The 20,791-nt window shown below is 65.6% G+C and carries 23 protein-coding genes; 8 read left to right on the forward strand and 15 right to left on the reverse strand.

Translation table 11 applies throughout. From position 1 onward, the window contains the following. Positions 1-131 precede the first annotated feature (131 nt). The gene (locus tag ACYQ2W_RS00805) at positions 132-356 is read left to right on the forward strand and encodes an addiction module protein (protein ID WP_459862452.1); all 225 of its coding nucleotides are present in this window, start codon (positions 132-134) and stop codon (positions 354-356) included. Further along, on the forward strand, positions 353-646 hold the full coding sequence (locus tag ACYQ2W_RS00810) for a type II toxin-antitoxin system RelE/ParE family toxin (protein WP_459862454.1): 294 nt from the start codon (positions 353-355) through the stop codon (positions 644-646). Before ACYQ2W_RS00805 ends, ACYQ2W_RS00810 begins: the two co-directional genes overlap by 4 nt. A 1-nt stretch (position 647) precedes the next feature. Here ACYQ2W_RS00810 and lnt read toward each other — a convergent pair whose 3' ends face one another. From lnt to ACYQ2W_RS00830, 4 genes are all read right to left on the reverse strand, one after another. After that, the gene (lnt, locus tag ACYQ2W_RS00815; protein ID WP_459862456.1) at positions 648-2,162 is read right to left on the reverse strand and encodes an apolipoprotein N-acyltransferase; all 1,515 of its coding nucleotides are present in this window, start codon (positions 2,160-2,162) and stop codon (positions 648-650) included. Beyond that, positions 2,159-3,019 carry a CorC family transporter gene (locus ACYQ2W_RS00820; RefSeq protein ID WP_459862457.1) on the reverse strand — a complete coding sequence of 287 codons (861 nt, stop codon included), beginning with the start codon at positions 3,017-3,019 and terminating at the stop codon, positions 2,159-2,161. Before ACYQ2W_RS00820 ends, lnt begins: the two co-directional genes overlap by 4 nt. A 316-nt stretch (positions 3,020-3,335) precedes the next feature. After that, positions 3,336-3,800, reverse strand: coding sequence for an rRNA maturation RNase YbeY (gene ybeY / locus ACYQ2W_RS00825; protein WP_459862459.1), 465 nt, complete (start codon positions 3,798-3,800; stop codon positions 3,336-3,338). After that, positions 3,797-4,768 (reverse strand): PhoH family protein, encoded by a 972-nt coding sequence (locus ACYQ2W_RS00830; RefSeq protein WP_459862461.1) that lies wholly within the window; start codon positions 4,766-4,768, stop codon positions 3,797-3,799. Before ACYQ2W_RS00830 ends, ybeY begins: the two co-directional genes overlap by 4 nt. A 236-nt stretch (positions 4,769-5,004) precedes the next feature. On the opposite strand from ACYQ2W_RS00830, the gene mntA reads away from it, so the two are divergent. The 4 genes from mntA (at position 5,005) to ACYQ2W_RS00850 (ending at position 7,591) form a co-directional block, all read left to right on the forward strand. Then, positions 5,005-5,418 carry a type VII toxin-antitoxin system MntA family adenylyltransferase antitoxin gene (gene mntA, locus ACYQ2W_RS00835; RefSeq protein WP_459862462.1) on the forward strand — a complete coding sequence of 138 codons (414 nt, stop codon included), beginning with the start codon at positions 5,005-5,007 and terminating at the stop codon, positions 5,416-5,418. Continuing rightward, entirely contained in the window at positions 5,415-5,837 is a 423-nt protein-coding gene (gene hepT / locus ACYQ2W_RS00840; RefSeq protein ID WP_459862464.1) for a type VII toxin-antitoxin system HepT family RNase toxin, read from the forward strand. The genes mntA and hepT overlap by 4 nt, the downstream gene beginning before the upstream one ends. 190 nt (positions 5,838-6,027) lie before the next feature. Further along, a complete protein-coding gene (locus ACYQ2W_RS00845; RefSeq protein ID WP_459862466.1) occupies positions 6,028-7,314 on the forward strand; it encodes a type II toxin-antitoxin system HipA family toxin in 1,287 nt (428 codons plus the stop codon). A 1-nt stretch (position 7,315) separates the two neighbouring features. Further along, positions 7,316-7,591, forward strand: coding sequence for a helix-turn-helix transcriptional regulator (locus ACYQ2W_RS00850; RefSeq protein ID WP_459862467.1), 276 nt, complete (start codon positions 7,316-7,318; stop codon positions 7,589-7,591). Positions 7,592-7,993: 402 nt separating this feature from the next. On the opposite strand, the gene ACYQ2W_RS00855 is transcribed toward ACYQ2W_RS00850, so the two are convergent. Together ACYQ2W_RS00855 and ACYQ2W_RS00860 are read right to left on the reverse strand one after the other, a co-directional pair. Next, positions 7,994-8,320: a HepT-like ribonuclease domain-containing protein gene (locus tag ACYQ2W_RS00855; protein ID WP_459862469.1), complete on the reverse strand. Its 327-nt coding sequence runs from the start codon at positions 8,318-8,320 to the stop codon at positions 7,994-7,996. Further along, positions 8,307-8,627, reverse strand: coding sequence for a nucleotidyltransferase family protein (locus ACYQ2W_RS00860; protein WP_459862471.1), 321 nt, complete (start codon positions 8,625-8,627; stop codon positions 8,307-8,309). The genes ACYQ2W_RS00855 and ACYQ2W_RS00860 overlap by 14 nt, the downstream gene beginning before the upstream one ends. 308 nt (positions 8,628-8,935) lie before the next feature. Between ACYQ2W_RS00860 and ACYQ2W_RS00865 the strand changes: the two genes are divergently transcribed. Continuing rightward, positions 8,936-9,253 carry a HigA family addiction module antitoxin gene (locus ACYQ2W_RS00865; RefSeq protein ID WP_459862472.1) on the forward strand — a complete coding sequence of 106 codons (318 nt, stop codon included), beginning with the start codon at positions 8,936-8,938 and terminating at the stop codon, positions 9,251-9,253. Positions 9,254-9,617: 364 nt separating this feature from the next. Here the strand turns inward: ACYQ2W_RS00865 and ACYQ2W_RS00870 are convergent, their stop codons facing one another. The 6 genes from ACYQ2W_RS00870 to ACYQ2W_RS00895 form a co-directional block, all read right to left on the reverse strand. Then, positions 9,618-10,394, reverse strand: a complete 777-nt coding sequence (locus ACYQ2W_RS00870) for a nucleotidyltransferase domain-containing protein (RefSeq protein WP_459862473.1) — start codon at positions 10,392-10,394, stop codon at positions 9,618-9,620. Positions 10,395-10,554: 160 nt separating this feature from the next. Next, complete coding sequence (locus ACYQ2W_RS00875; protein WP_459862475.1) at positions 10,555-11,166, reverse strand: plasmid pRiA4b ORF-3 family protein; 612 nt, start codon at positions 11,164-11,166, stop codon at positions 10,555-10,557. A 328-nt stretch (positions 11,167-11,494) separates the two neighbouring features. After that, complete coding sequence (locus tag ACYQ2W_RS00880; RefSeq protein WP_459862477.1) at positions 11,495-12,403, reverse strand: hypothetical protein; 909 nt, start codon at positions 12,401-12,403, stop codon at positions 11,495-11,497. Further along, positions 12,393-16,097: a tetratricopeptide repeat protein gene (locus tag ACYQ2W_RS00885; protein WP_459862479.1), complete on the reverse strand. Its 3,705-nt coding sequence runs from the start codon at positions 16,095-16,097 to the stop codon at positions 12,393-12,395. The genes ACYQ2W_RS00880 and ACYQ2W_RS00885 overlap by 11 nt, the downstream gene beginning before the upstream one ends. Positions 16,098-16,374: 277 nt before the next feature. Beyond that, the gene (locus tag ACYQ2W_RS00890) at positions 16,375-16,704 is read right to left on the reverse strand and encodes a hypothetical protein (protein ID WP_459862481.1); all 330 of its coding nucleotides are present in this window, start codon (positions 16,702-16,704) and stop codon (positions 16,375-16,377) included. Between the two features lie 431 nt (positions 16,705-17,135). Then, a complete protein-coding gene (locus ACYQ2W_RS00895) occupies positions 17,136-17,417 on the reverse strand; it encodes a hypothetical protein (RefSeq protein WP_459862483.1) in 282 nt (93 codons plus the stop codon). A gap of 736 nt (positions 17,418-18,153) precedes the next feature. Here ACYQ2W_RS00895 and ACYQ2W_RS00900 point away from each other — a divergent pair. Beyond that, positions 18,154-18,678: a DNA-binding protein gene (locus ACYQ2W_RS00900; RefSeq protein WP_459862485.1), complete on the forward strand. Its 525-nt coding sequence runs from the start codon at positions 18,154-18,156 to the stop codon at positions 18,676-18,678. A gap of 254 nt (positions 18,679-18,932) precedes the next feature. On the opposite strand, the gene ACYQ2W_RS00905 is transcribed toward ACYQ2W_RS00900, so the two are convergent. The 3 genes from ACYQ2W_RS00905 to ACYQ2W_RS00915 all read right to left on the reverse strand — a co-directional run bounded on the left by ACYQ2W_RS00905 (position 18,933) and on the right by ACYQ2W_RS00915 (position 20,697). Then, entirely contained in the window at positions 18,933-19,451 is a 519-nt protein-coding gene (locus ACYQ2W_RS00905; protein ID WP_459862487.1) for an RES family NAD+ phosphorylase, read from the reverse strand. Between the two features lie 22 nt (positions 19,452-19,473). Further along, complete coding sequence (gene parS / locus ACYQ2W_RS00910) at positions 19,474-19,926, reverse strand: type II RES/Xre toxin-antitoxin system antitoxin (protein WP_459862489.1); 453 nt, start codon at positions 19,924-19,926, stop codon at positions 19,474-19,476. A 189-nt stretch (positions 19,927-20,115) separates the two neighbouring features. Continuing rightward, entirely contained in the window at positions 20,116-20,697 is a 582-nt protein-coding gene (locus tag ACYQ2W_RS00915; protein ID WP_459862491.1) for a PhnA domain-containing protein, read from the reverse strand. Between the last annotated feature and the right edge of the window lie 94 nt (positions 20,698-20,791).

A 20,791-nucleotide genomic window follows, 5' to 3' on the forward strand; every position in this document is an offset into this window, starting at 1 on the left:
GGTCGGGCAATGATACGACCTTGGGGTGGGGGGGTGGAAGGTGCAGGCGGGCGGTAGGCGTTGCGGGGTGCGTGCGCTAGAGTAGTCACATCGACATGAATGGCCAGATTGGCGTTGTCCGGGAACCTTCCATGAATTTGAAACAGATCGAGGTCGAAGCGCTCCACCTGTCCGAGGAGGAACGTGCCGAACTGGCTCACAAGCTCCTACTTAGTCTGGATGCTCCGTCTGTGGACGAGGTGGAGAGCGCATGGCTGGAGGAGGCGGAGCGTCGCGCGAAGGATTTAGACGATCAGCTTGTTCAGCCGGTCCCTGCGGAAGAGGTGAGCCGCAAGGCGCGGGCCTTGCTACGGTGAACTATGTTTTCCATCCGGCGGCCGAGTCTGAACACCTCGAGACCGTTGCCTACTATGAGTCGAAGCGGCCGGGGCTGGGGGCTGAATATCTGGCCGAGTTCGAGGCTGCCATGGGCGGCGTTTGTCAGTTTCCGCACCGCTACCCCATCGCATTTTCCGCTGACATTCGCCGCAAGCGGATGGAGCGGTTCCCTTTTGCCATTCTGTATCGGGAACAGGTGGGAATCGTCCAGGTTCTGGCGGTTGCTCACCTTCGGCGGCGTCCTGACTATTGGCTGGGTCGGTGTTGAGTCAGTGGTTTCGCCTGTGTCTCGGCAGTGTCATCGTGATGACGATCACGAGCAGCCCCAACCCTACCGCTAGCCCGTTCCCCACCCGTACATAGGGGGTAGCCCCCCTCAGCGGAACCGCCTCTCCCTTCAGGGTGTAGCGCTCGAACTGCGGGCTTCGGGCGGTGATCCCCCCATCCGGCCCGATGATCGCCGAGATGCCGTTGTTGGTGGCGCGCAGCAGGTAGCGCCCGCTCTCCAGTGCCCGCATGCGGGCGATCTCCAGATGCTGCGGCGGGGCGAGGGTGTCGCCGAACCAGGCGTCGTTGCTGACGTTGAGCAGCAGCTGGGCCGCGGGCAATGCGTCGATCAGCTCCTCGCCGAAGGCGGCCTCGTAGCAGATGGAGGCGCCGATCGGGTGGCCGGCGGCGGTAATCGGCGGTTGGTCGTCGGTCCCTTCGCTGAAGTCCGCCATCGGGATCTCCAGTAGCCGCAGCAGTTCGCCGAGCAGCGGACGTAGCGGGAGGTATTCGCCGAACGGTACCAGGTGGCGCTTGTAGTAGAAGCCGGCGGGGTCGAGGGGGTTGAGGATGGCGTTGAAGTAGCGGTCGCGCCCCTCCCACACCGGGGCGCCGATCAGCAGGTCGCTGCCTTTCAATTTCGCGGCGCGGGCGAGCCCTTGCAGACGGTAGCGTTCGCGGTGGTAGAAGGTGGGCAGCGCGGTCTCCGGCCAGACGATGAGCCGCGCGCCGAAGGCGGCCCGGGTCATCCGGTCGTAGATCGCCAGGGTCTGCTCCAGTTCCCCCTCCTTCCACTTCAGCTCCTGGTCGATATTGCCCTGGAGCAGGGCGACGCTGATCGGCTCGCCGGCCGGTTCGCACCAGGCGTGGCCGCGCAGGGCGAAGGCGGCGATCCAGAGCAGGGCGACGGCGGCGAGCGGTTGCCACGCGGCGCTCCCCTGCCGGCGCAACAGGGCGAGGGCGCCGGCGGTGAGGGTGACCGCCCAACCGACGCCGTAGACCCCGGCGAGCGGGGCGAGGCCGGCAAGCGGGGCGTCGATCAGCGCGTAGCCGAGATTGAGCCAGGGGAAACCGCTGAGCAGCCAGCCGCGGACCCACTCGGCGAGCAGCCAGCCGGCCGGCAGCAGGCCGAGCAGGCGGGCCGGGGCGGAGAGGGCGGCGCCCCAGCGGCGCGAGGCCCAGCCGAGGGCCGCCGGGAAGAGGGCGAGGAAGAGGATCAGCAGGGCGGCGATGGCGATCGCCAGCGGCAGCGGCGCGCCGCCGTACTGGTGGATGCTGTAGTGGACCCAGGAGACGCCGACACCGAACATCCCCAGGCCGAACAGCCAGCCGCGCAGCAGGGCGCGGCGCGGGGTGCTCCCCTCCCAACTGAGGAAGAGCAGGGCGGGGGCGAGGATTGCCAGCGGCCACAGGCCGAAGGGGGCGAAGGCGAGGGGGGCGAGGGCGCCGGCCCCGGCGGCCAGCAGGTCGCCGAGATGGCCGGCCAGCCACTCGCCGAGGGGCCGCGGCGGGATCACTCCTCGCTCTTTTCGTCGAGGCCGACGGTCATCCGCAGCAGGTGGATGCGCCGTTTGTCGGCGTGCAGCACGCGGACGTGGAAGCGGCCGAGACGGGTGCTCTCGCCCCGCTTGGGGACGTGGCCGAAGGCGTTGACCACCAATCCGCCGATGGTGTCGAACTCCCCGTCGCTGAATGCCGACTGGAAGTAGTCGTTGAACTCGTCGATGGGGGTCAGCCCCTTGACGGTGTAGTGGTGTTCGGAGCGCTGCAGGATGAACTTCTCGTCGTCGAAGTCGTGCTCGTCCTCAATGTCGCCGACGATCTGCTCCAGCACGTCCTCGATAGTCACCAGCCCGGCAACCCCGCCGAACTCGTCGACCACCACCGCCATGTGGTTGCGGTTGGCGCGGAACTCCTTCAACAGCACGTTGAGCCGCTTGCTCTCGGGGACGAAGATCGCCGGGCGCAGCAGGTCGCGCATGTTGAAGCGCTCCTGATTGCAGCCGGCGTAGCGCAGCAGGTCCTTGGCGAGCAGGATGCCCGCCACCTCGTCGCGGCTCTCGGTGATCACCGGGAAGCGGGAGTGGCCGGTGGGGACCACCTGCCTGAGGATCTCCTCCAGGTCGGCGTCACGCTCCACCACCGCCATCTGCGAGCGCGGGATCATGATGTCGCGGGCCTGCATCTCGGAGACCTGGAGGGTCCCCTCGATCATCGCCAGCGCATCGTAGTCGAGGAGGTCGCGGCTCTGCGCGTCGCGCAGGACCGCGATCAGGGCTTCCCGGTCCTTGGGCTCCCCGGCGAGGAGGTGGGTGAGGCGGTCCAGCCAACTTCGGGAAGGGGTGTCTGTGCTACTAGGTCGGTCTTCGTTCATTGGGGGTTATGGGTAGTCGGTAGGGGAGAGGAGAGGCTATGCCTCCCCGTTAGTGTCGTGAATTACCAATTCGTTGCATTTCAGCGCGGCTGTCCCGGTTTGTGGTTAGGCGCGCTCGCGCAGGAATGGCGATCCCTTTCAAGTGAGCGCAACGACGCCACAAGCCGGTACAGCCGCGCCCGGAGGGAGCCCCGCAAATGGGCCAATTCGGCGTTGCGGCCCTTGGCAAGGGGGCGCCATTCCCTGCGGGCCGCGCCTTGACTTGGCCCATTTGCGGGGCTCTGAAACGCAACGAATTGGTAATTCACGACACAGCCTACTCGCCGCTCTCGTAGGGGTTCGGATAGCCTAATCCGGCCAATATTTCGATTTCAAGCGCCTCCATCGTCTCGGCTTCATCCTCGTCGATGTGGTCGTAGCCGATCAGATGGAGGCAGCCGTGGATCACCATGTGGGCCCAGTGGGCATCGGGCGCCTTGTCCTGCTCGGCCGCCTCGCGCGCGACCACCGCGGCGCAGATCGCCAGGTCGCCGATGTGGGGCATCTCCTCTTCCAGGCCGGGGGGCGCCTCGAAGGGGAAGGAGAGGACGTTGGTCGGCTGGTCCTTGCCGCGGTAGGTGTGGTTGAGGGTGCGGCTCTCCGCTTCTTCCACCACCCGGATCGCCAGCTCGGCGCCGTCGGCGCGGCCGGCGAGCGCCGCCTCCGCCCATTGATGCAGGTGCGGCTCGTCGGGGATCGCAGCGCCCTCGACGGCGTAGATCACCTCTACGGCGACGCTCACTCGCCGGGACCCTGGTAGGCGTCGTAGGCCTTGACGATGCGCTGCACCAGCGGGTGACGGACCACGTCGCGGGCGTTGAAGAAGGTGAAGCTGATCCCCTCCACGTCCTTCAGCACCTCGCTGGAGTGGCGCAGCCCGGAGAGCTGGCCGCGGGGCAGGTCGATCTGGGTGACGTCCCCGGTGACCACCGCGGTGGAGCCGAAGCCGATGCGGGTGAGGAACATCTTCATCTGCTCGACGGTGGTGTTCTGGGCTTCATCCAGGATGATGAAGGAGTCGTTGAGCGTGCGCCCGCGCATGTAGGCGAGCGGCGCCACCTCGATCACGTTGCGCTCCATCAGCTTGGCCACCTTCTCGAAGCCGAGCATCTCGTAGAGGGCGTCGTAGAGCGGGCGCAGATAAGGATCGACCTTCTGCGCCAGATCGCCGGGGAGGAAGCCGAGCCGCTCGCCCGCCTCCACCGCCGGGCGCACCAGGATCAGCCGGCGCACCTTGTCGCGCTCCAGCGCCTCCACCGCGGCGGCCACCGCCAGGTAGGTCTTGCCGGTGCCGGCGGGGCCGACGCCGAAGTTGATGTCGTGGGAGACGATGTTCTTGAGGTAACGCTGCTGGCTGGGGCCGCGGCCGCGGATCATGCCGCGCTTGGTGCGCACCACCACCTCGTCGGTGGGGGCGATCGCCTCCGCCACCTCCATGCCGGTCTCCTGGATGTGCAGGTGGACCTGGGCGGGGGTGAGCGGGCGCTCGGCGGCCAGCTCGAACAGCGTCTGCAGCAGGGTCGCCGCCGCCTCGACGGATGCGCGCTCCTGGCCGATCAGCTGGAAGTGGTTGCCGCGGTTGTTGATCTCCACCCCGAGGCGTCCCTCGACGTGGCGCAGGTGCTCGTCGAAGGGGCCGCAGAGGTTGGCCAGCCGCTCGCCGTCGGCCGGTTCCAGGGTGAGATCGAGGGATTCGGGGAGGTCGTCCAAGGGGGGGATGCAGGGAAAAATGGGAGTGGATCGCGAATTTTATCCGCAATCGCGGCGGGTTGCACCCGCTGCGAAAGGGGAGGCGTGGTGTGGGGGCTATAGGGCGTGCCGTGCGCGCCTTGTCGAGCGGAGCCTCCCCGGTTGGGGGCATCCCACGACTTGATGGGCGGTGCCTTCGTTCATCTGCACGGGATCAACGGTGGGCGGCAAGCAACATCCTGTTTAGAATCGGACCGATGAAGGCTCCCACCTCCACCGCGAGTTCCATCGACGCCGCAGCCCTGTTGCTGGTGGAGCGTTTCCACCCCGCCGCGATCCTGCTCTACGGCTCCCACGCCAAGGGAACCGCCGGCCCTGCCAGCGACGTGGACCTGGGACTGCTGGCCGGTGGCGAACATCCCGACCCTTTCGAACTGATGACAGCCCGCACCGAGCTGGAGGAGTGGCTGGGGCGGCCGGTGGACTTGGTGCTGCTGGACGGCGTCTCGCCGATCCTCGCCATGGAGGCGCTGCGTCACCACCGCCTGCTGCATCTCGCGGATCGTACCGCGTGGGAGGCGTTCCAGGTGCGGGCGATGCGGGAGTATTTCGACCTCAAGATGGTCCGCCGCCCGATCGAGGAGGCGCTGCTCAGGGGACGGCCGGCATGAGCTCCGACGTATCGCTCGCCAAGCTGGCGACCATCGAGCGCTGCCTCGCCCGCATCCGCACCAAGACCGGTGGTGATCCGCAGGCGGTGCGGGACCTGGACGTGCAGGAGATCGTCATCCTCAACCTGCAACGGGCCGCCCAGGCCTGTATCGATCTGGCCGCGCAACTCATTGCCGTCAATGGTTGGGGCCTGCCGGACACCCTTGGCGGACATTTCCGGGTGTTGCGCGAGCAGGGGGTGATCGACGGCGAACTGGAGACGCGGCTGAAGGCGATGGTCGGTTTCCGCAACATCGCGGTGCATGACTACGAGGCGCTGGATACCGCGATCCTGGAGCGGGTGGTGGCGGAGCACCTGGAGGATTTCGAGCGCTTCGCCGACGCGGTACGCCAACGCCTGACCTCGACCCCCGAATAGGTCGCCGCCGCCGCGGCGACGCGAACGGAGGCACTGCCGGAAAATTTCGCACGCAATTCCGGGCTGCTCCTGGATGGTGTTGCCCACTGAACCCGTCAATAGCGTCAGGCCTGTCGCTGGAAGATTGGTATTAATTTAGCTATCAATATGGCTTAATTAAGAGAGTCGTCCTCTGTATTAAGCTATGGAAATGGCTCTTCTGACCATTGAGATCTTCTTGGGTGGTGTTTGGCGCCCCGCCGCCGCCCTCCGATCGTCCCGGCCGGAGGCGGAAGCGCTCGGTTTCGGTGGCCCCTGCTGGCTTGAATACGACGCAACCTATGCCGTTGAACAGCTTGGTCGCAGCGACCGCGCCGCCCTGTCGGTGTGCCACCCGGTCTCTTTCGATCTGCGGAAGGGGGAACACTGGCCCGCCTTCCTTCTCGACCTGATCCCCAGCGGCCACGCCCGTCGGGTCTGGCTCGGTCGCCTCGGCATCGCCGACGGCCCCACCGCCGACTGGTCCCTGATGCTCAACGGTGCCGGCTACCCGCCGGGCAACCTGCGCATCCGCGAGGCGGTGGCCGCTCCGCCGCCCGCGGCGCATCCCGGCTTCGACCTCCAGGAGGTGTTCGACCGTCACGAGGCGTTCATCGAATACGCCGAACAGACCGGCGCCTCGGTGGCCGGCTCCTCCGGGGCCCAGGGCGATGCGCCGAAACTGCTGCTGACTCGCGACCGCGACGGCCGCTGGCACGCCGACGGCGTCCTCCCCGACGGGCATGCCGCCGACCATTGGCTGGTCAAGTTCCCCCGCGGCAAGCGTGAATCGGATCGCCTGGTGCTGCGCCTGGAGGCCGCTTACATGAAGGTGGCCGCAAAGGTGGGGTTGCACGTCCATCCGCGGTTGCCCGAGTGGCGCCAGGACGCGCTGTTGATCTCCCGCTTCGACCGCCGGGCGGTGGCGGGGGGCGTCGAACGCCACGGCCTGGAGAGCCTCGTCTCCGCCGCCGGCATCGCCGAGTTCGGCGCCGTCCGCCGCCACGAGGCGTACTGCGAGACCATCGCCCGCCACTCCACCCGTCCGGCCGAGGACCTGCTGGAGTACCTGCGCCGCGACCTGCTCAACTTCGCGCTCGGCAACACCGACAACCACGGACGCAACACCGCGCTTCTCAAGGCCGCCGACGACGAGGTGCGCCTCTCCCCGCTCTACGACTTCGCCCCGATGTTTCTCGACGATCAGGGGATCGCCCGCGTCACCCGTTGGGAGCGGACGTTCGAGTCCCCAGGCCATAGCCCCGACTGGCTGGCCATTGCCGGGGAATTGGAATCGCGTTTCGGCGCCGCCGGTTTGCGCGAACGGATGGGGGCATGGGTCGATGTTGTCGCCCGCCTGCCGGAGGCGATGCTTGAGGCCGGTGTCGATGCGCCGGTCGTCGAGCGTCGACGTGGCGCGATCGCCGAGTGTGTGTTGCGCTTGAGGGGGGAGGACTGAAATGGCCCGTAATCGGAAGCTGGACCCGGAAGCGCTGCGCGAACTGCGCCAAGCGTTCCACGAGGAGTGCCAGCGGGGCGTGCCGATCGGCCGCGCGGTGAAGACCATGCGCACCATCGCCGGCCTCGACCAGCCCGCCTTCGCCCGCCTGCTGAAGATCGCCCCCCGCGCGCTGATGGAGATCGAGCGGGGTCACGCCAACCCTACGCTGCACACCCTGGAGAAGATCGGCGCGGCGTTCGGCTTGCAGGTGGGGTTCATCCCGAAGGACCGGTGAGGCGGCGGGAATCCGGCCACACCACGGCGCGAGAGGAGACCGCATGGGCCGCTCGGCCCATTGGCACCGAATCGACGTCGACGACTACCTGGAGGGAGAGCCCCCGGCGAGGTCGTCACGAGTACGTGGCGGGTCAGGTGTTCGCGATGGTGGGCGGCGCCCGTGCCCACAATCTGATCATCGCCAACCTCCTCCACGCCCTGCGCAAACGCGCCGAAGGGAGCCCCTGAGAGTTCCACGCCTCCGACATGAAGGTGCGGGTGGAGGCGGAGCACCTGGAGGACTTGGAGCGTTTGTCGATGCGGCACACCGGCGCCTGACCACGACCCCCGAGTAGGTCGCCGCTACCGCGGCGACGCAAACGGAGGCACCGCCGGGAAATTTGGCACGCAATTCATCCGACTATTCGGGGGTGAGTTGTCGGATCAGCTCAGGAATCGCCTCGCGGGCGACGATCCATACCATCTCCAGGTCGATCGTGTCGTACCCATGAATGAGTACGTCGCGCAGGCCAGCCATCTGCTTCCAGGGTGTTTCCGGATGGGCTTCGCGATAGTCGGAGGAGAGTCGTTTGGTCGCTTCGCCGATGATCTCCAGTTGACGGATGACCGCGGAGTGGACCAGCCAATCGCGATTGAACCGCTCCTGGTCCAGCGCAGCGGTGGCCTCTTCGATACGCCGGGCGGCGTTGAGAATATCCGTGACGGTTGCCGGGTCACGCGGCGTCACGGTGGATCGTCCGGGCGGTGGTGAGGATCTCCTGGCGGAGCAGGTGGTTCCGGCTCGCCTCCAGCCCGCGGCGGGTCACCACGTCCACCGGCCGTTCGAACAGTGTGCTCAACTCCTCCTTCATGTCGACCAGATCGAACAGGCTCCAGTGGGCTTCCGATGAGAAGTCGAGCAGCACGTCCACGTCGCTGTCGTCGCCGAAGTCCTCACGCAGGACGGAGCCGAACAGGCTCATCTCGGTGACCTTCCAGCGGTGGCAGAACGCTGCGATGGCGTGCGGGGGAATGGAGCGGTCTGCGATCTGCATGGGGCTGCCGTCGTCGGGTGGGGGGTGGGTTAAGGATATATCGTCTTGCGGGGGAGGACGAAGGGGAATCCGGGGGTGCCCTGCCACGCCTTTGGCTGCGTCGGATCAATGTCGAGCGGAGCCGCTTTGCTCCGGATCTTTTCCATGAGCATCAATGCGGTGCCTCCGTTCATCACGGCGCGCACGGCACGCCCTATAACGCGATGAGTAGCATGGAGGCCGTGCTATCCTGTCGTCATGATCGTTTCAAATGGGGCGAATCCGGCCCCTTTGAAGTGGAAGTCACCGATTACCACTAGAGAACCGTCATGGTCCGCATTCCGACCCACCGAGAACCGACCCACCCCGGCGAGATGCTCCGCGAGGAGTTTCTCGACCCGATGGGGATCAGCCAGCGCGACCTCGCCGACGCGATCCATGTCCCTTATCAGCGGGTCAACGAATTGGTAAATCGTAAGCGCGGGATCACGCCGAGCACCGCCCTGCGGCTGGCCCGCTTCTTCGGCGTATCGGCGGACTTTTGGCTCAACCTGCAGGTGCGGTGGGATCTGTACCGGGCGCAGGTGGCGGAGGGTGACGAACTGGAGACTATCGAGGTGTTTCAGGCGTCCCGCAAGTCGGCGTGATAACCGCGACCATGGGGGGCTCCTCCACATCTTCATAGGGTAGCTTGGCGCTATCGCTGTACATCGGGTCGCGGTTGTCTGCTTGGTGGCGGCGCGGAGTGCGCCGCGTATAGGGCGTGCCATGCACGCCATGCCGAGCGGAGCCTCCCGGTTTCGGGCGTCTCTCGCGGGTTCCGAGTGCGGTGCCTTCGTTCGGCATGGCGCGCACGGCACGCCCTATGGTTTGTCGAAGGTGGGCGCGTCCCGGTCGTTGCCGCGCCGGCATCCGGACCAAAGCAGCAGGCGGCGCGGGACCTGGACGTGCAGGAGATCGTCATCCTCAACCTGCAGCGGGCCGCCGAAAGGAGTCAGGTTGATGCACTCGTCAATCCAGCACCTCATGAAACAGCGCATTTAGCGTCGATACATCCGTGGCGCGCGATGTCGGATGTTCATCATATTTCTCCAAACGTTCGAGCTCGCTCTCGATAAACTGATTGATCTCCGTGATCGGTGGGGCTATCTCCTTCTCTGAACTTCGCCTCTTTTGTTCCAGAAGACGCTCTATGGGGTCATGGAGAGGGGCGTCGGCGGATATCAACGTGCGCAACTTATCGAATTCAATGGGGGCCGGTTCCCGGTGCTTTTCAAGCCACAGGATGGACAATAGCGGCCTGAGCACATAGAAGTATTTTTTCAAGGGCACCCTCTCGCCTTTCAGATACCCTCGATAATTGGTTTTTGCCATGCTGCGATAGTGATAGATTCCTTTTTCGATAGAGTAGATTTCCGGCATCAGTTTCCTGGCTCTCTGCGCAAAGCTGCCGTGCTCGATGTATACAACGGGAGATCGCAGCCACTCGACGAAGGCGGGGTTGGATTTCCAGAAGAGTCTCAGCGCCTTCCTGACATCCCAGCCATTGATGTCAATCTCATCCACGATCTCATACTCGATCACATCCCGCTTTTCTTCCAAATCCACCGCGACATACCAGTCCTTTGGATGAGCGTAGATGAACCTGACATCGTAATCGCTGTTGGGTGACGCAAATCCCCAGGCGCGGCTTCCCGACTCGACGGCATAGAGAACCTGGACGCCGTGGTCGGATTCGGCATCCCGGATTCTCTTTAGAATTTCACTTTTGACGTGTTCTTCGATCATGGCTTCTCAGGCGTTGACCTTGCAAATCGGGAGGGCGGAGTACATGGCCACCTATAGGGCGTGCCGTGCGCGCCATGTCGAACGGAGCCTTCCAGTTTCGGGCGTCTCCCGCGGATTCCGAACGTGGTGCCTCCGTTCACCTGGATTTTCCTTGCTGGTGCTAGCCGTGATTCTGAAATGCCATTTTGAATCGTTTTTTTGGATTCCAGAATTTCACTTCACTGGCACTAAATTGTTCTGCGTCGTATGGGTAGTAGTTCTTTGCATGGTTTTTTAGCCAATAATTCGTATCTTCATGTTCTTCGTCTGTTTTATTTTTAATGATATTCAATAGTCTGTAATAACCGGGTGCTCCGCCACAGTCTTCGGGCGGGCACGCGCGCCTCCCGTCTATGCAGCTTGGATATTTTTTGTCGCTTTCTTGTAGGTGTATCCCTTCCATGAGTATTTTGTGACGCCATCCATCTCCAAAATCGTAATCATAGATTGCTTCATCGCCCGGCTCTTTAAAAAACTGGTTTACCTGAGTTTCCCATCCCGGTAGAGTGCTGTCTTCATATTCATCAGGTATGCCAATCAAGATAGGCTTTCTTTTTCGTGGTGGAAAAATGCTAAAGGAGTGTAGGTGGTAATCCAGCCATCCCATTGAATCCTGTATGGCTACGTGAAGATCCCAAAACGTGTAATCTGACGGCACCTCGATGATGCGCCATATCGTCGGCTCGATTTCCAGCAACTCTATCTTGAACCGATATGCGATTTTCTTTTTCATGTGCTGCGTACCTAGCTGTTGTTGATGTTGATATACCGGATTTTGTCCGATTCGCGCCTGCACGGAAGCCAGCGCGCAGCACGATTATTTATGCGAAATATACAAGAAACGAAAAGGCATACCCACCCCCATAGTCCGACAGGCTCCTAGCCCAAATCGGTACCGGGACCGACGGCGATGGGCTAGCGGTGCGGGAGGGGGCGGAGTACCACCTTGCGTGATTGCCATTTATAGGGCGTGCCGTGCTGAACGGAGCCCCCCGGTTTCGGACATCTCCCGCGGATTCCGAGTGCGGTGCCTCCGTTCGTCACGGCGTGCACGGCACGCCCTATGCGTTCTCGAAGGTGGGCGCGTCCCGGTCGCTGCCGCGCCACAGGTAGGCGGTGAGGGCTTTTCCCTTCTCCAATTCGTCCGCCGGGTTCTCCGGCAGTGGCCAGCGTAGGGCGCGGTAGAGGTCCAGGCGGTGGAGGTCGTAGGCGCTGACGATCAGCGCGCCGTAGACCCGCGCGGCGCGCAGGGTCCAGCCGTAGGCGTAGCGCATCACCGCCAGCGCCACCAGCGGCGCCCACCACGCCCACGGGGTCCAGGCGAGAAAGAGCAGGCCCCACAGCCAGAGGTTGGCGGCGTCGTTCAGCTCGGCGCGGCCGCGGGTCAGCGCATCGCGGGTCGCCTCCGGCAGCAGCAGCCAGAGGCGCGGCCAGCAGACCACCCCGTCGAGGCCGTAGCGCTCGGCGGGGGCCAGCTCGGCGCTGCGCAGCAGGCGGCCGAGGCGGGTGGGCATGAGATAGCGCTCGTCGGCGGGGAGCCCCATCAGCGCCGCGTCGAGGCGGCGGTACTCCTCGCTCTCCTCGCGGGTGAGGTCGTCCAGCCCCTTCCCGGCCAGCGCCTGGAAGCGGGTCTCCTGTTCGGCGGTCTTGCGTGCCTGACGCGCCAGCAGCCGGCGGCGCAGCGGGTTGCACCAGCGGGGCCAGTAGCCCTCCAGTAGTTGCAGCACGGGGAAGGTGAACTGGCGCGCTGCCGCCGCCGAGAGGGTCACCAGCAGCAGCGCCACCACCGCCAGCCCGCCCTGGGCGGCGGCGGGCAGGGCGGTGAAGCGCGCCTCCAGTTCACCCCACGGGCAATCGCGGAGCCGCAGGCCGAGGCCGGCGGTCCAGAAGAGCAGCGCCGGGGAGAAGAGGGCGGCGATCCAGCGGTCGGCGAGTTTGGAGCCGAGGGATTGCCAGAGGTTAGCCATCATCGTTTGATTCCTTGTCGGGGAGGGCCTGTTTCAGCAGCGCTTCCGCCTCCTCCGTTGAGAACTGGAGGGTCTCCGCCACCGCGGCCGGAACCTCCAGTTCGGCGGCGGTTTGGTGGAGGTGGGCGAGGCTGCGGAGGACGATGGCAAGATTATGGGGGGCATTGAAGCGGCTGAAGATGGCGAGGCTTTTCAGGAAGTCGGCGAGCGCCTCTTTGCGTTGTCCCCGCGCCACGGCGACGCTGCCGAGCTGGTGGAGGGTGGATGCCTGCCCGTAGCGGTCGTTGAAGTCGATCTTGATGGCGAGTGCCTTGCGGTAGTGCTCCTCGGCGGCGTCCCAGTCGCGCCGCAACTGGGCGATGGTGCCGAGCTGGTGGAGGGTGGATGCCTGGGCGTGGCGGTCGTTGAAGTCGATCTTGATGGCGAGCGCCTTGCGGTAGTGCTCCTCGGCGGCGTCCCAGTCGTGTCGCTCCTGGGCGAGGATGCCGAGCTGGCCGAGGGTGGATGCCTGGGCATGGCGGTCGTTGAAGTCGATCTGGATAGCGAGCGCCTTGCGGTAGTGCTCCTCGGCGGCGTCCCAGTCGCGCCGCTCCTGGGCGATGATGCCGAGCTGGTGGAGGGTGATTTCCTGGGCGTGGCGGTCGTTGAAGTCGATATTGATGGCGAGTGCCTTGCGGTAGTGCTCCTCGGCGGCGTCCCAGTTGCGCCGCTCCTCGGCGACCCTGCCGAGTTGGTGGAGGGTGGATGCCTGGGCGTGGCGGTCGTTGACGTCGATCTTGATGGCGAGCGCCTTGCGGTAGTGCTCCTCGGCGGCGTCCCAGTCGCGCCGCGCCTCGGCGACCCTGCCAAGCTGGTGATACATTCCCGCCTTTCCCGTTGCGGCCTGCTTGGGTTCGATCTGAGGAGCCGATTCCAGCAGATTGATCGCCTTGCCGTAGGCCGTTTCGGCATCGGCGTAGCGTTTGAGCAGGAAGTATCGCTTGGCGACGTCGTCCGCTACGCCGATCAGCCCGAGCAGCGCCTCCCCCTCCAGCTCCCCGGTCGCGTACCCCTCCAGGCGTTCCAGCACCGTCTCGCCCAGGGCCAGGCCGCGCGCCTCGTCGTGGGTGGTGTCCAGGTAGAGACTGAGCGGTCGGTAGAGCCGGAACACCGAGGCGTGGGCGTCGAGGGCGAGGCGTAGGGCGTGGTGGAGGTTCTCGTACTCCAGCCGGGTGAGGGCCTGGCCGATCTGCCGCTCCTGTGGTTCCTTGGACTGGAGCAGTTGGGCGAGCGTGTTGCCGGCCGCCTCCATGGTCTCGTGGAAGGCGCGGTCGATGGCCCCCCGCCGGGTCTCCCCCTTCAGGCGACCGCGCAGGAAGTAGGGGACGGTGGGTTGCAGTCGCAGGTAGCCGGGTAGCTCGTGGGGGGTGGCGAGGCCCCAGCGTTGCGCCTCTTCCAGCACCTCGGGCCAGCGTTCGAAGGGGAGGTTGGCCAGTTCCGGCTGCACCCTTAGTCGCTCTTTGTAGTGCTCCAGCCAGAGGGTACCCACCACCCCCTGAAACGGCGCCAGACACTCCAGCAGCCCCTGGGCCTCGGCGGAGAGGCGGCCGTGGGAGTATTCGATGCAGCGCAGCAGGCTTTGGCTGCGGTCCGCCTCCCGGCCGTCGTCGGCGTGGAAGTCGAGGGCGTCGTCTCCCGCCGACAGCGCGGTCAGCACCTCTGCGGGGCTCTGTTCGGCGAGGTTGGCAAGCACCACCTCTATGGCCAGGGGGAAGCCGGCGAGCAGTTGGAGCAGGCGGTCGAATTCCGGTTCCTCACGGCGGGCGGTGGCGTCGTGGCGCTCCAGCACCCGCTCGGCGAGGGTGGAGGCGGCCTCGGGGTCGAGCCCCGGCAGTTCGTAGTAGTGCGCTTCGCCGAGCGGGTAGTCTCCGTCGCCGGTGAGCCACGCCTCGGGGCCGCGTGAGCCGAGGAGGACCCGGCTGCGGCCCCCCTTGAGGCGGGTGAGGAAGGCGCGCAGGCGGGCCTGTTCGGCCTCGTCGAGGGTGTTGGGGATCGCCAGGTGGGCACCGGTGACCGACTCCAGGTTGTCGAGGATCAGCAGGTGGTGATCATTGCGCAGCCGTTCGACGATCAGCTCGCGCTGGGCCTCGTCGGGCAGTGCGTGCCAGCTTGCGCGTTCGTCCTCTCTCAGCAGGCCGCTGCCGGGGCGCCCCTCCTCGCCAAAGGCGAGGTGGTGGAGCAGCTTCGCCAGGGGCCAGGGGGCGGTCTCGAAGGTGAGGTACCACGCCTTGTCGATGAAGCGGGTGGTCTGCCACCACTGGGCCAGGTGGCGCAGCAGGGTGCTCTTGCCGGCGCCGGCCATGCCGCGGATCAGCAGCAGGTTGTGGTCGAGCAGCCGCCGTTCGATCTTGAGGATCTCCAGGTCGCGGCCGTGGAAGCCGTAGGTGAGGTCGGGGGTGCGGTAGCGGCCGGCCTTCCGCTGGTAGCGGGCGGCCAGCGTCGCGGCGTCGGGCGGGGTCAGCGCCAGCGCCACCGGGCGGTTCTCGTAGACCACTGGCAGCAGCCAGTCCTCCAGCGCCACCCGCTGGTCGTAGTAGACCCGCCGCTCCTTCTCGTTATGCAGTCTGAGGCGGGCGCGGCGCAGGGCGGCGGGGAGCGGGGCGCCGTCGAAGAGGGCGTGGTAGAGGGCGGTCATCAGCCGTTCGGCGGCGGTGACGGTGACCGAGTAGCCCATGGCCAGTACCCACTGCACCCCGGCGCTCATCAGCCGGGCGCCGAGGCTGCTCTCGCGCTCCCCCACCTGCTTGCCCGACTGGCAGGCGTTGAGGATCGCCACCGGGATGCCGTGGCCGGTGAGCAGCGCGGCCAGCTCGTGGTCGGCCACCGGGTCGTCGCCCCCCTCCGGGTGGTCGAGGAAGAGGAAGCCCTTCAGCCCCTCATAGGGCTCGATCTCGTCGCGGCCGAAGCGGCCCTTGAAGAGGTAGCGCTCGGGGTGGGAGGACTCCTCCAGCTTTGCGACCTGTGCATGGTCGAGCACCGCGCCGTGGGCGTCGAAGTGGACCACGTGGTAGTGGCCGGCGCCGTGGTGGTCGCGGGTCGCCTCCAGGTGTTCCACCAGGGCCCGGTAGCTGCCGGGGCGGAGGATGTGCACCGCCACCGGCAGGCGGGCGTTCTCCAGGGACTCCACCAGCGGGCGGGAGATGGTGCGATAGGCGACGTCCCGCTCGCCGAAGGGGCGGGCGGTGACCAGCAGGATGCGCAGGGTGTCGGCGGGGCGGGGGCGCGCGTCGGCGTTGGGTGGGGTGAGGTTGCGCCGCAGGAGCGGGCATTCGAGGGCGAAGGGGCGGGGGAGTTTGGGGTCCTTGAGGGCCTCCCAGTGGAGGCGGTGAAATTCGGGGGAGCCCTTGATCTCGATGATGAGATTTTCGATGCCCGCTTTCTTGATCGGGCCGTACTCCTCGATCACCTCAGGGGTGGAGAAGAGCTGCCTGAAGAGCTTTTCCCCGTAAGGGCCGATGCTCGCCGCCGCCCGTTGGTAACGCACCTCCTCGATGAAGGGGAACTTGAGGTACTCCTCGAAATACCACTCCAGGTCCGTCTCCTGTTTCTCGTCGAAGGGGTCGCTGACGGTGGCGGGGTGTTCGGGGCCGTGGTCGAAGCTGACCACGGTGTTGGCACCGTCGGCGCCGGGCTGTTCGCGGATGGTGAGGAGGGTCATGCCGTTGAGTCCTTGGTTCCTTCGTGGGAGGGGTTGGCTCCAATGTCATTAAGTTGAGAACCGCTCTCTGAATGTAGGGCGGATTAGCGATGGCGTGATCTGCCGGATCGGAGCAGGTTCCGGCGTAGGTGCCTTCGTTCCCGGCGGATTACGCTATCGCTAATCCGCCCTACTCGCGCTGTGGCCTCAACTGAACGACGCTGGGTTAGCTCTTGGGGATCAGGCGCTTCTGGTGGGTGGGGCAGAGGGGCGGGTGTTTGCCCGCCTTGCGTCGGAATCAGCGCTCCGCGCAGCCTGCCTCGGGGCAGACGAACTCCTCGGCGCCGATGGCGGTGCCCTGGCCGGGCAGGGGTTGGAAGGCGGAGCGGGTCTCCAGGCCGAAGGTGGCGGACCTCTGCTGGAGGCCGAGGTGGTCGGCGAGGCGGCGGCGGGCCTCGGGGTGGGCGGCGATTTCGGTGAGCAGTGCGTTGGCGGGGGCTTCGTCGCTCTCCACCCGGGGGATCAGTTGGTCGAGGTGTTGCTGGAGGTCGGCGGCGCGGTCGCCCAGCAGGTCGGGGAGTTCGTCCCGCAGTTTGCGGGTGGCGGTGAGGATCTCGTTCTTTTCCATGTCGGTGTCCTGGTCCGGGTGGGGGTATGACGACGAATCGGCGATCGGAACATGATAGCCAAAAGTTATGCGCCGATCGGTCATGTGTTGGTGCGAGGAGAAGCGGGGGTGGATTCGGGGTTGGGATCGCTGTTCGGAGTGGGTTTTGTGGAAGGTGTATGAAGGGGAGAAGAGCTATCGGTGAGCGGGATGGGAGGCGTAGGGGAAGCGCTGATTTACTGATGGGCCATTGGACGGAGTACAGCCCTCGGGCTGTACGTGGGAAAAAATGCCGCGTTTCTCAGGGGTAGGGCGGGAAATTCGTACACGCCCAAGCGTGTACTCCAGTGCTCTTGGTGAGAGGCTGGTTTGATCAGCGTTTCCTGAGCACTGTCATTCGGGCGGGAGCCGCCGGCTGGCGGTCCCGCCCACGGGTCGAGGGCCGGGGCCCTCTACAGCTGTTCGTCCAGTCGTTTGAGGACGTTGAGGATCTCCTCGGAGAGGGTCCACAGCGCCCAGGCGAACTCATGGACTTCGTCGGCCTCCAGGCTGGTGCCGTGGCGGCCGATGGCGCCCTGGGCCAGGACGTAGCTGAGACCGCGGGAGCGGCGGATCCGGTTCTCCAGGAAGGCGCTCAGATCGAGGCGCGACAGGCCGGGTTTGAGCTGGGTCCATGGGTCCAGCTCCACGGGCGGGGCGGCTTCGGCCGCTGTGGTAGACTTTTCTTGGTTCATGGGATTGGGTTCCTGCAAAGAGTTAATCCCAGGGCCCCGCCCGGTGTTTGCGCACCGGGCGGTCATCCCCTTCGTCGATGGCCACGTTCGCGGCCGGTTTTCTCGTTTTCTCTTGTGATGAATCGCTGGGTCGGGCGCCTCCTTGGTGTGGTTATGAACATGCCTATAGGTTAGTGTTTGTGACGGATTTGCGCAAGGGAATGTTGGTTGAATTTCGATAAAAAACAGTGTGTAAGAATAGTCTGATCGATTCGTGGGCGGGCGGTCTGATCGATTTGTTATTTTGGCTGGTTGTTCGGGGCGCGCCCTTGCGGAGTGGCGTGTTTCCTCTGTCTGTCAGAAATTTCGCAGTCTTGTTTCTTCTGGCGAATACAAAGGATCCTCCGGGTGTCTTGAGCCTCGGGGAGTTGATTGGCTTCCCGGTCTATTGGCGATGGTTGTCACTTGACAACTAAAAGGAAGAGGTCATACTCCCCATGCGACCCCGACACCCGAACAAGGAGATTGAGGCGGCGCTCAGAGACGCGGAGGCTTTGGGCTGGCGAGCGGAGAAACGCTCCGGTTCCGCGCACTCCTGGGGGTTGCTCCGGTGCCCGCATCACGACGAGGCCTGCCGGTGTGGGCACTTCTGCCAGATGTCGGTGTGGAGCACACCGAGGAATCCGCACAACCACGCCCGGCAACTGCGCCAGCGGGTGCTTGGTTGTATTCACCAGAATCCGAGTCCGAGACGACGATGAACCCGTACGAATTCACCCTCGCCTTTTCCCTCCGCGACCCGGCAGCGGGGGCGGAGTCCCATCTCGATGCGCTGTTCGAGGCGGGGTGTGATGATGCCCTGGTGGGTTCCGGCGTGCCGGGGATCCTGGCGTTGGATTTTCTGCGCGAGGGGGTGTCGGCGGAGGCGGCGGTGCGTTCGGCGGTGGAGGCGGTGTGCGCCGCGATTCCCGGTGCGGAGTTGATCGAGGCGAAGCCCGATCTGGTGGGGGTGAGCGAGATCGCGGCGCTGGCCCACTGTTCGCGGCAGAACGTGCGCAAGTATCTGGTCAATCTCCGCTCCGGTTTCCCCCTGCCGGTCCACTCGGGCAGCGTGCCGTTGTGGCATCTGTTGGAGGTGGTGGAGTGGTTCGGGCGTTCGCCGAAGCCGGCCGTGGCCTTCGATCCGGCGGTGGCGGAGTTGGCGGCGACCACCTTGCGGATCAATCTGGAGGGGCAGAGCCGGCGGTATGCGCGGCTGTTGGCGGGACGGGCGGGGCGCTGACGGATCAGGGCGAGAAATCCGGCCACTGTCGGCCGGTGGGGAGGCCTTCGATCTCGGAGAAGTGGGTGTCGATGAGGACGCCTTTCATCGCCAGAGCGCTTCGTCGATCTGTTCGAACTCCCGTTGGCTTTCTCCGAATTCGACCGCCTTCTCTTCGCTCCAGATTACGGCCAAGTGGCGTTCATCTCCACCGGATTCCTTGCTACGGGCACGACGTGCGTTGCCTTCGTTCGGCACGGCGTGCGCGGCACGCCCTATAGGGGCGCTTCGCTTTCGGCATCCATGCAGTCATTTCCACTCTGCCGCTCGGTCTGACGTCGGAGGTTTGAACCCGGTCGAGCCAATCGCAGGTCGGTGACCAACTCTTCCGCTTCGCCGATTTCGATCCTCGTGAAGTCGGGATGCTGCGGATTGAGCAGGTAGTTGTGCTCGGCGGGGAGTACCGCGCTGGGTACCGTCAGCACGGCGGCGGTTCCTTTTTTGGCCCAGGTGGTGCCGAGGGCTTGCAGGTCGTCGCGGACGCCGGGGGTTCGCCAGTGGGGCGGGAGTTCTTCGGCGGGCAGGTGGTCGATACGCAGGTCAGCGGGGATCGTCGCGGGGATCAGGGTGTAGCGGGCGCGGAGGTGGGTGTCCTGGACGATCATTTCGAGCAGCGCGAGGGAGCGGTGGGCGGCGGTGTAGACCAGGGGGGTGCCCTTGCGGTTCCAGCGGCCGCCGTAGCGGCGGGCGCCTTCGCCGGTGAAGGCGTCGGCGGTGTGGCGTAGGGTGGTCAAGCGCCAGACGGTCGTCGCTGGATCAGGCGAAGACGCCATGTTCGATGCGCCCCAGGGTGTCGAGGACGCCTTCGGCGCCGACGTCGGTGTCCATCAGGGAGAGGGGCGGTACGCCGGCCAGGGCGGTGTTGGGGCTCTTCAGCCAGTCGAGGGCGCCCTCCAGGGTTTCGAACACCTCTTCGGCACGCTCGACCACGCGGGCGAGGCGGACCAGTTTGGCGCTCTCTTCGCTGTTGAGGCGTCCCTCCCGTTTGCGCCGGGCGAGGGTGCGTTCGGGGATGGCGAGGGCGGTGGCCAGTTCCGCCTGGGTCAGCCCGACGCTGCGTTTGATGGCGTCCACCGCGGTGATGGCGAGGCCGTCGCGGATCACCGGGACCCACTCCAGGGTGGAATGGGGGGAGGCGCCTTGGCCGCCGAGGAGTTGGTCGGCGGTGAGGGGCGGCGGTGGGGGTTCGGAGAGGGCGGTGGTGATCATCGGGTTGGGTTGGGTGGGGTGTTGGTGCCAGTTGGCATCCAGTTTAGGCCAATCTGGCGTGTTCGGCGACGATCCGAACGTCCCGGCGGTCTCGTGCGGGTGTGGCGCGCGTTGCCTTCGTTCGGCACGGCGCGCGCGGCACGCCCCATAGGGAGCGCGGATTCGATTGAATCCGCGCTCCTTCGCGGATCAGCCGGACTTTTTCACGAATTGGGTGAGGATGACGATCCGTTGGCCCTCGACGCGGCCTTCGATCTGTTCGGGGTTGTCGTGGACCAGCGAGATGTTGCGCACGGCGGTGCCGCGTTTGGCCGTGAAGTTGGCGCCTTTGACGTTGAGGTCCTTGATCAGGGTGACGGTGTCGCCGGCCTGGAGCGGGGCACCGTTGCTGTCGAGGTGTTGGATCGCCTCCTCCTGCGTCTGGCCGGTGCCGTCGGCTTGGGCCCAGGCGAGGGTCTCTTCGTCGAGGTAGAGCATGTCGAGCAGTTCCTGGGGCCAGCCTTCGGTGGCCAGCCGGGTGAGCATCCGCCAGGACATCACCTGGATCGCCGGGACCGGTTTCCACATGGCGTCGTTGAGGCAGCGCCAGTGGTTGGGGTCGACCTTCTCGGGGTCTTCGATCTGTTCGCGGCAGGTGGCGCAGAGGAGCAGGCTGCGCTCGGCGTCGCCTTCGCCGTCGGGCGGTACGGCGTAGACGGCCAGCTCGTGGTCGGCGCCGCACAGTTCGCAGCGGGAGTCGGCGCGGGTTTGCAGGGTCTGTTCGATGGTCATCGGTCTTGGCCTCGGTGGTTTTTTTCCATGAAGGGCATGAAGGAGGGGATGGTGCCCCCTCATTTGCCGGTTGGTGTGCTGGATCGGGTCGTAG

Source organism: Endothiovibrio diazotrophicus, from assembly GCF_054657215.1.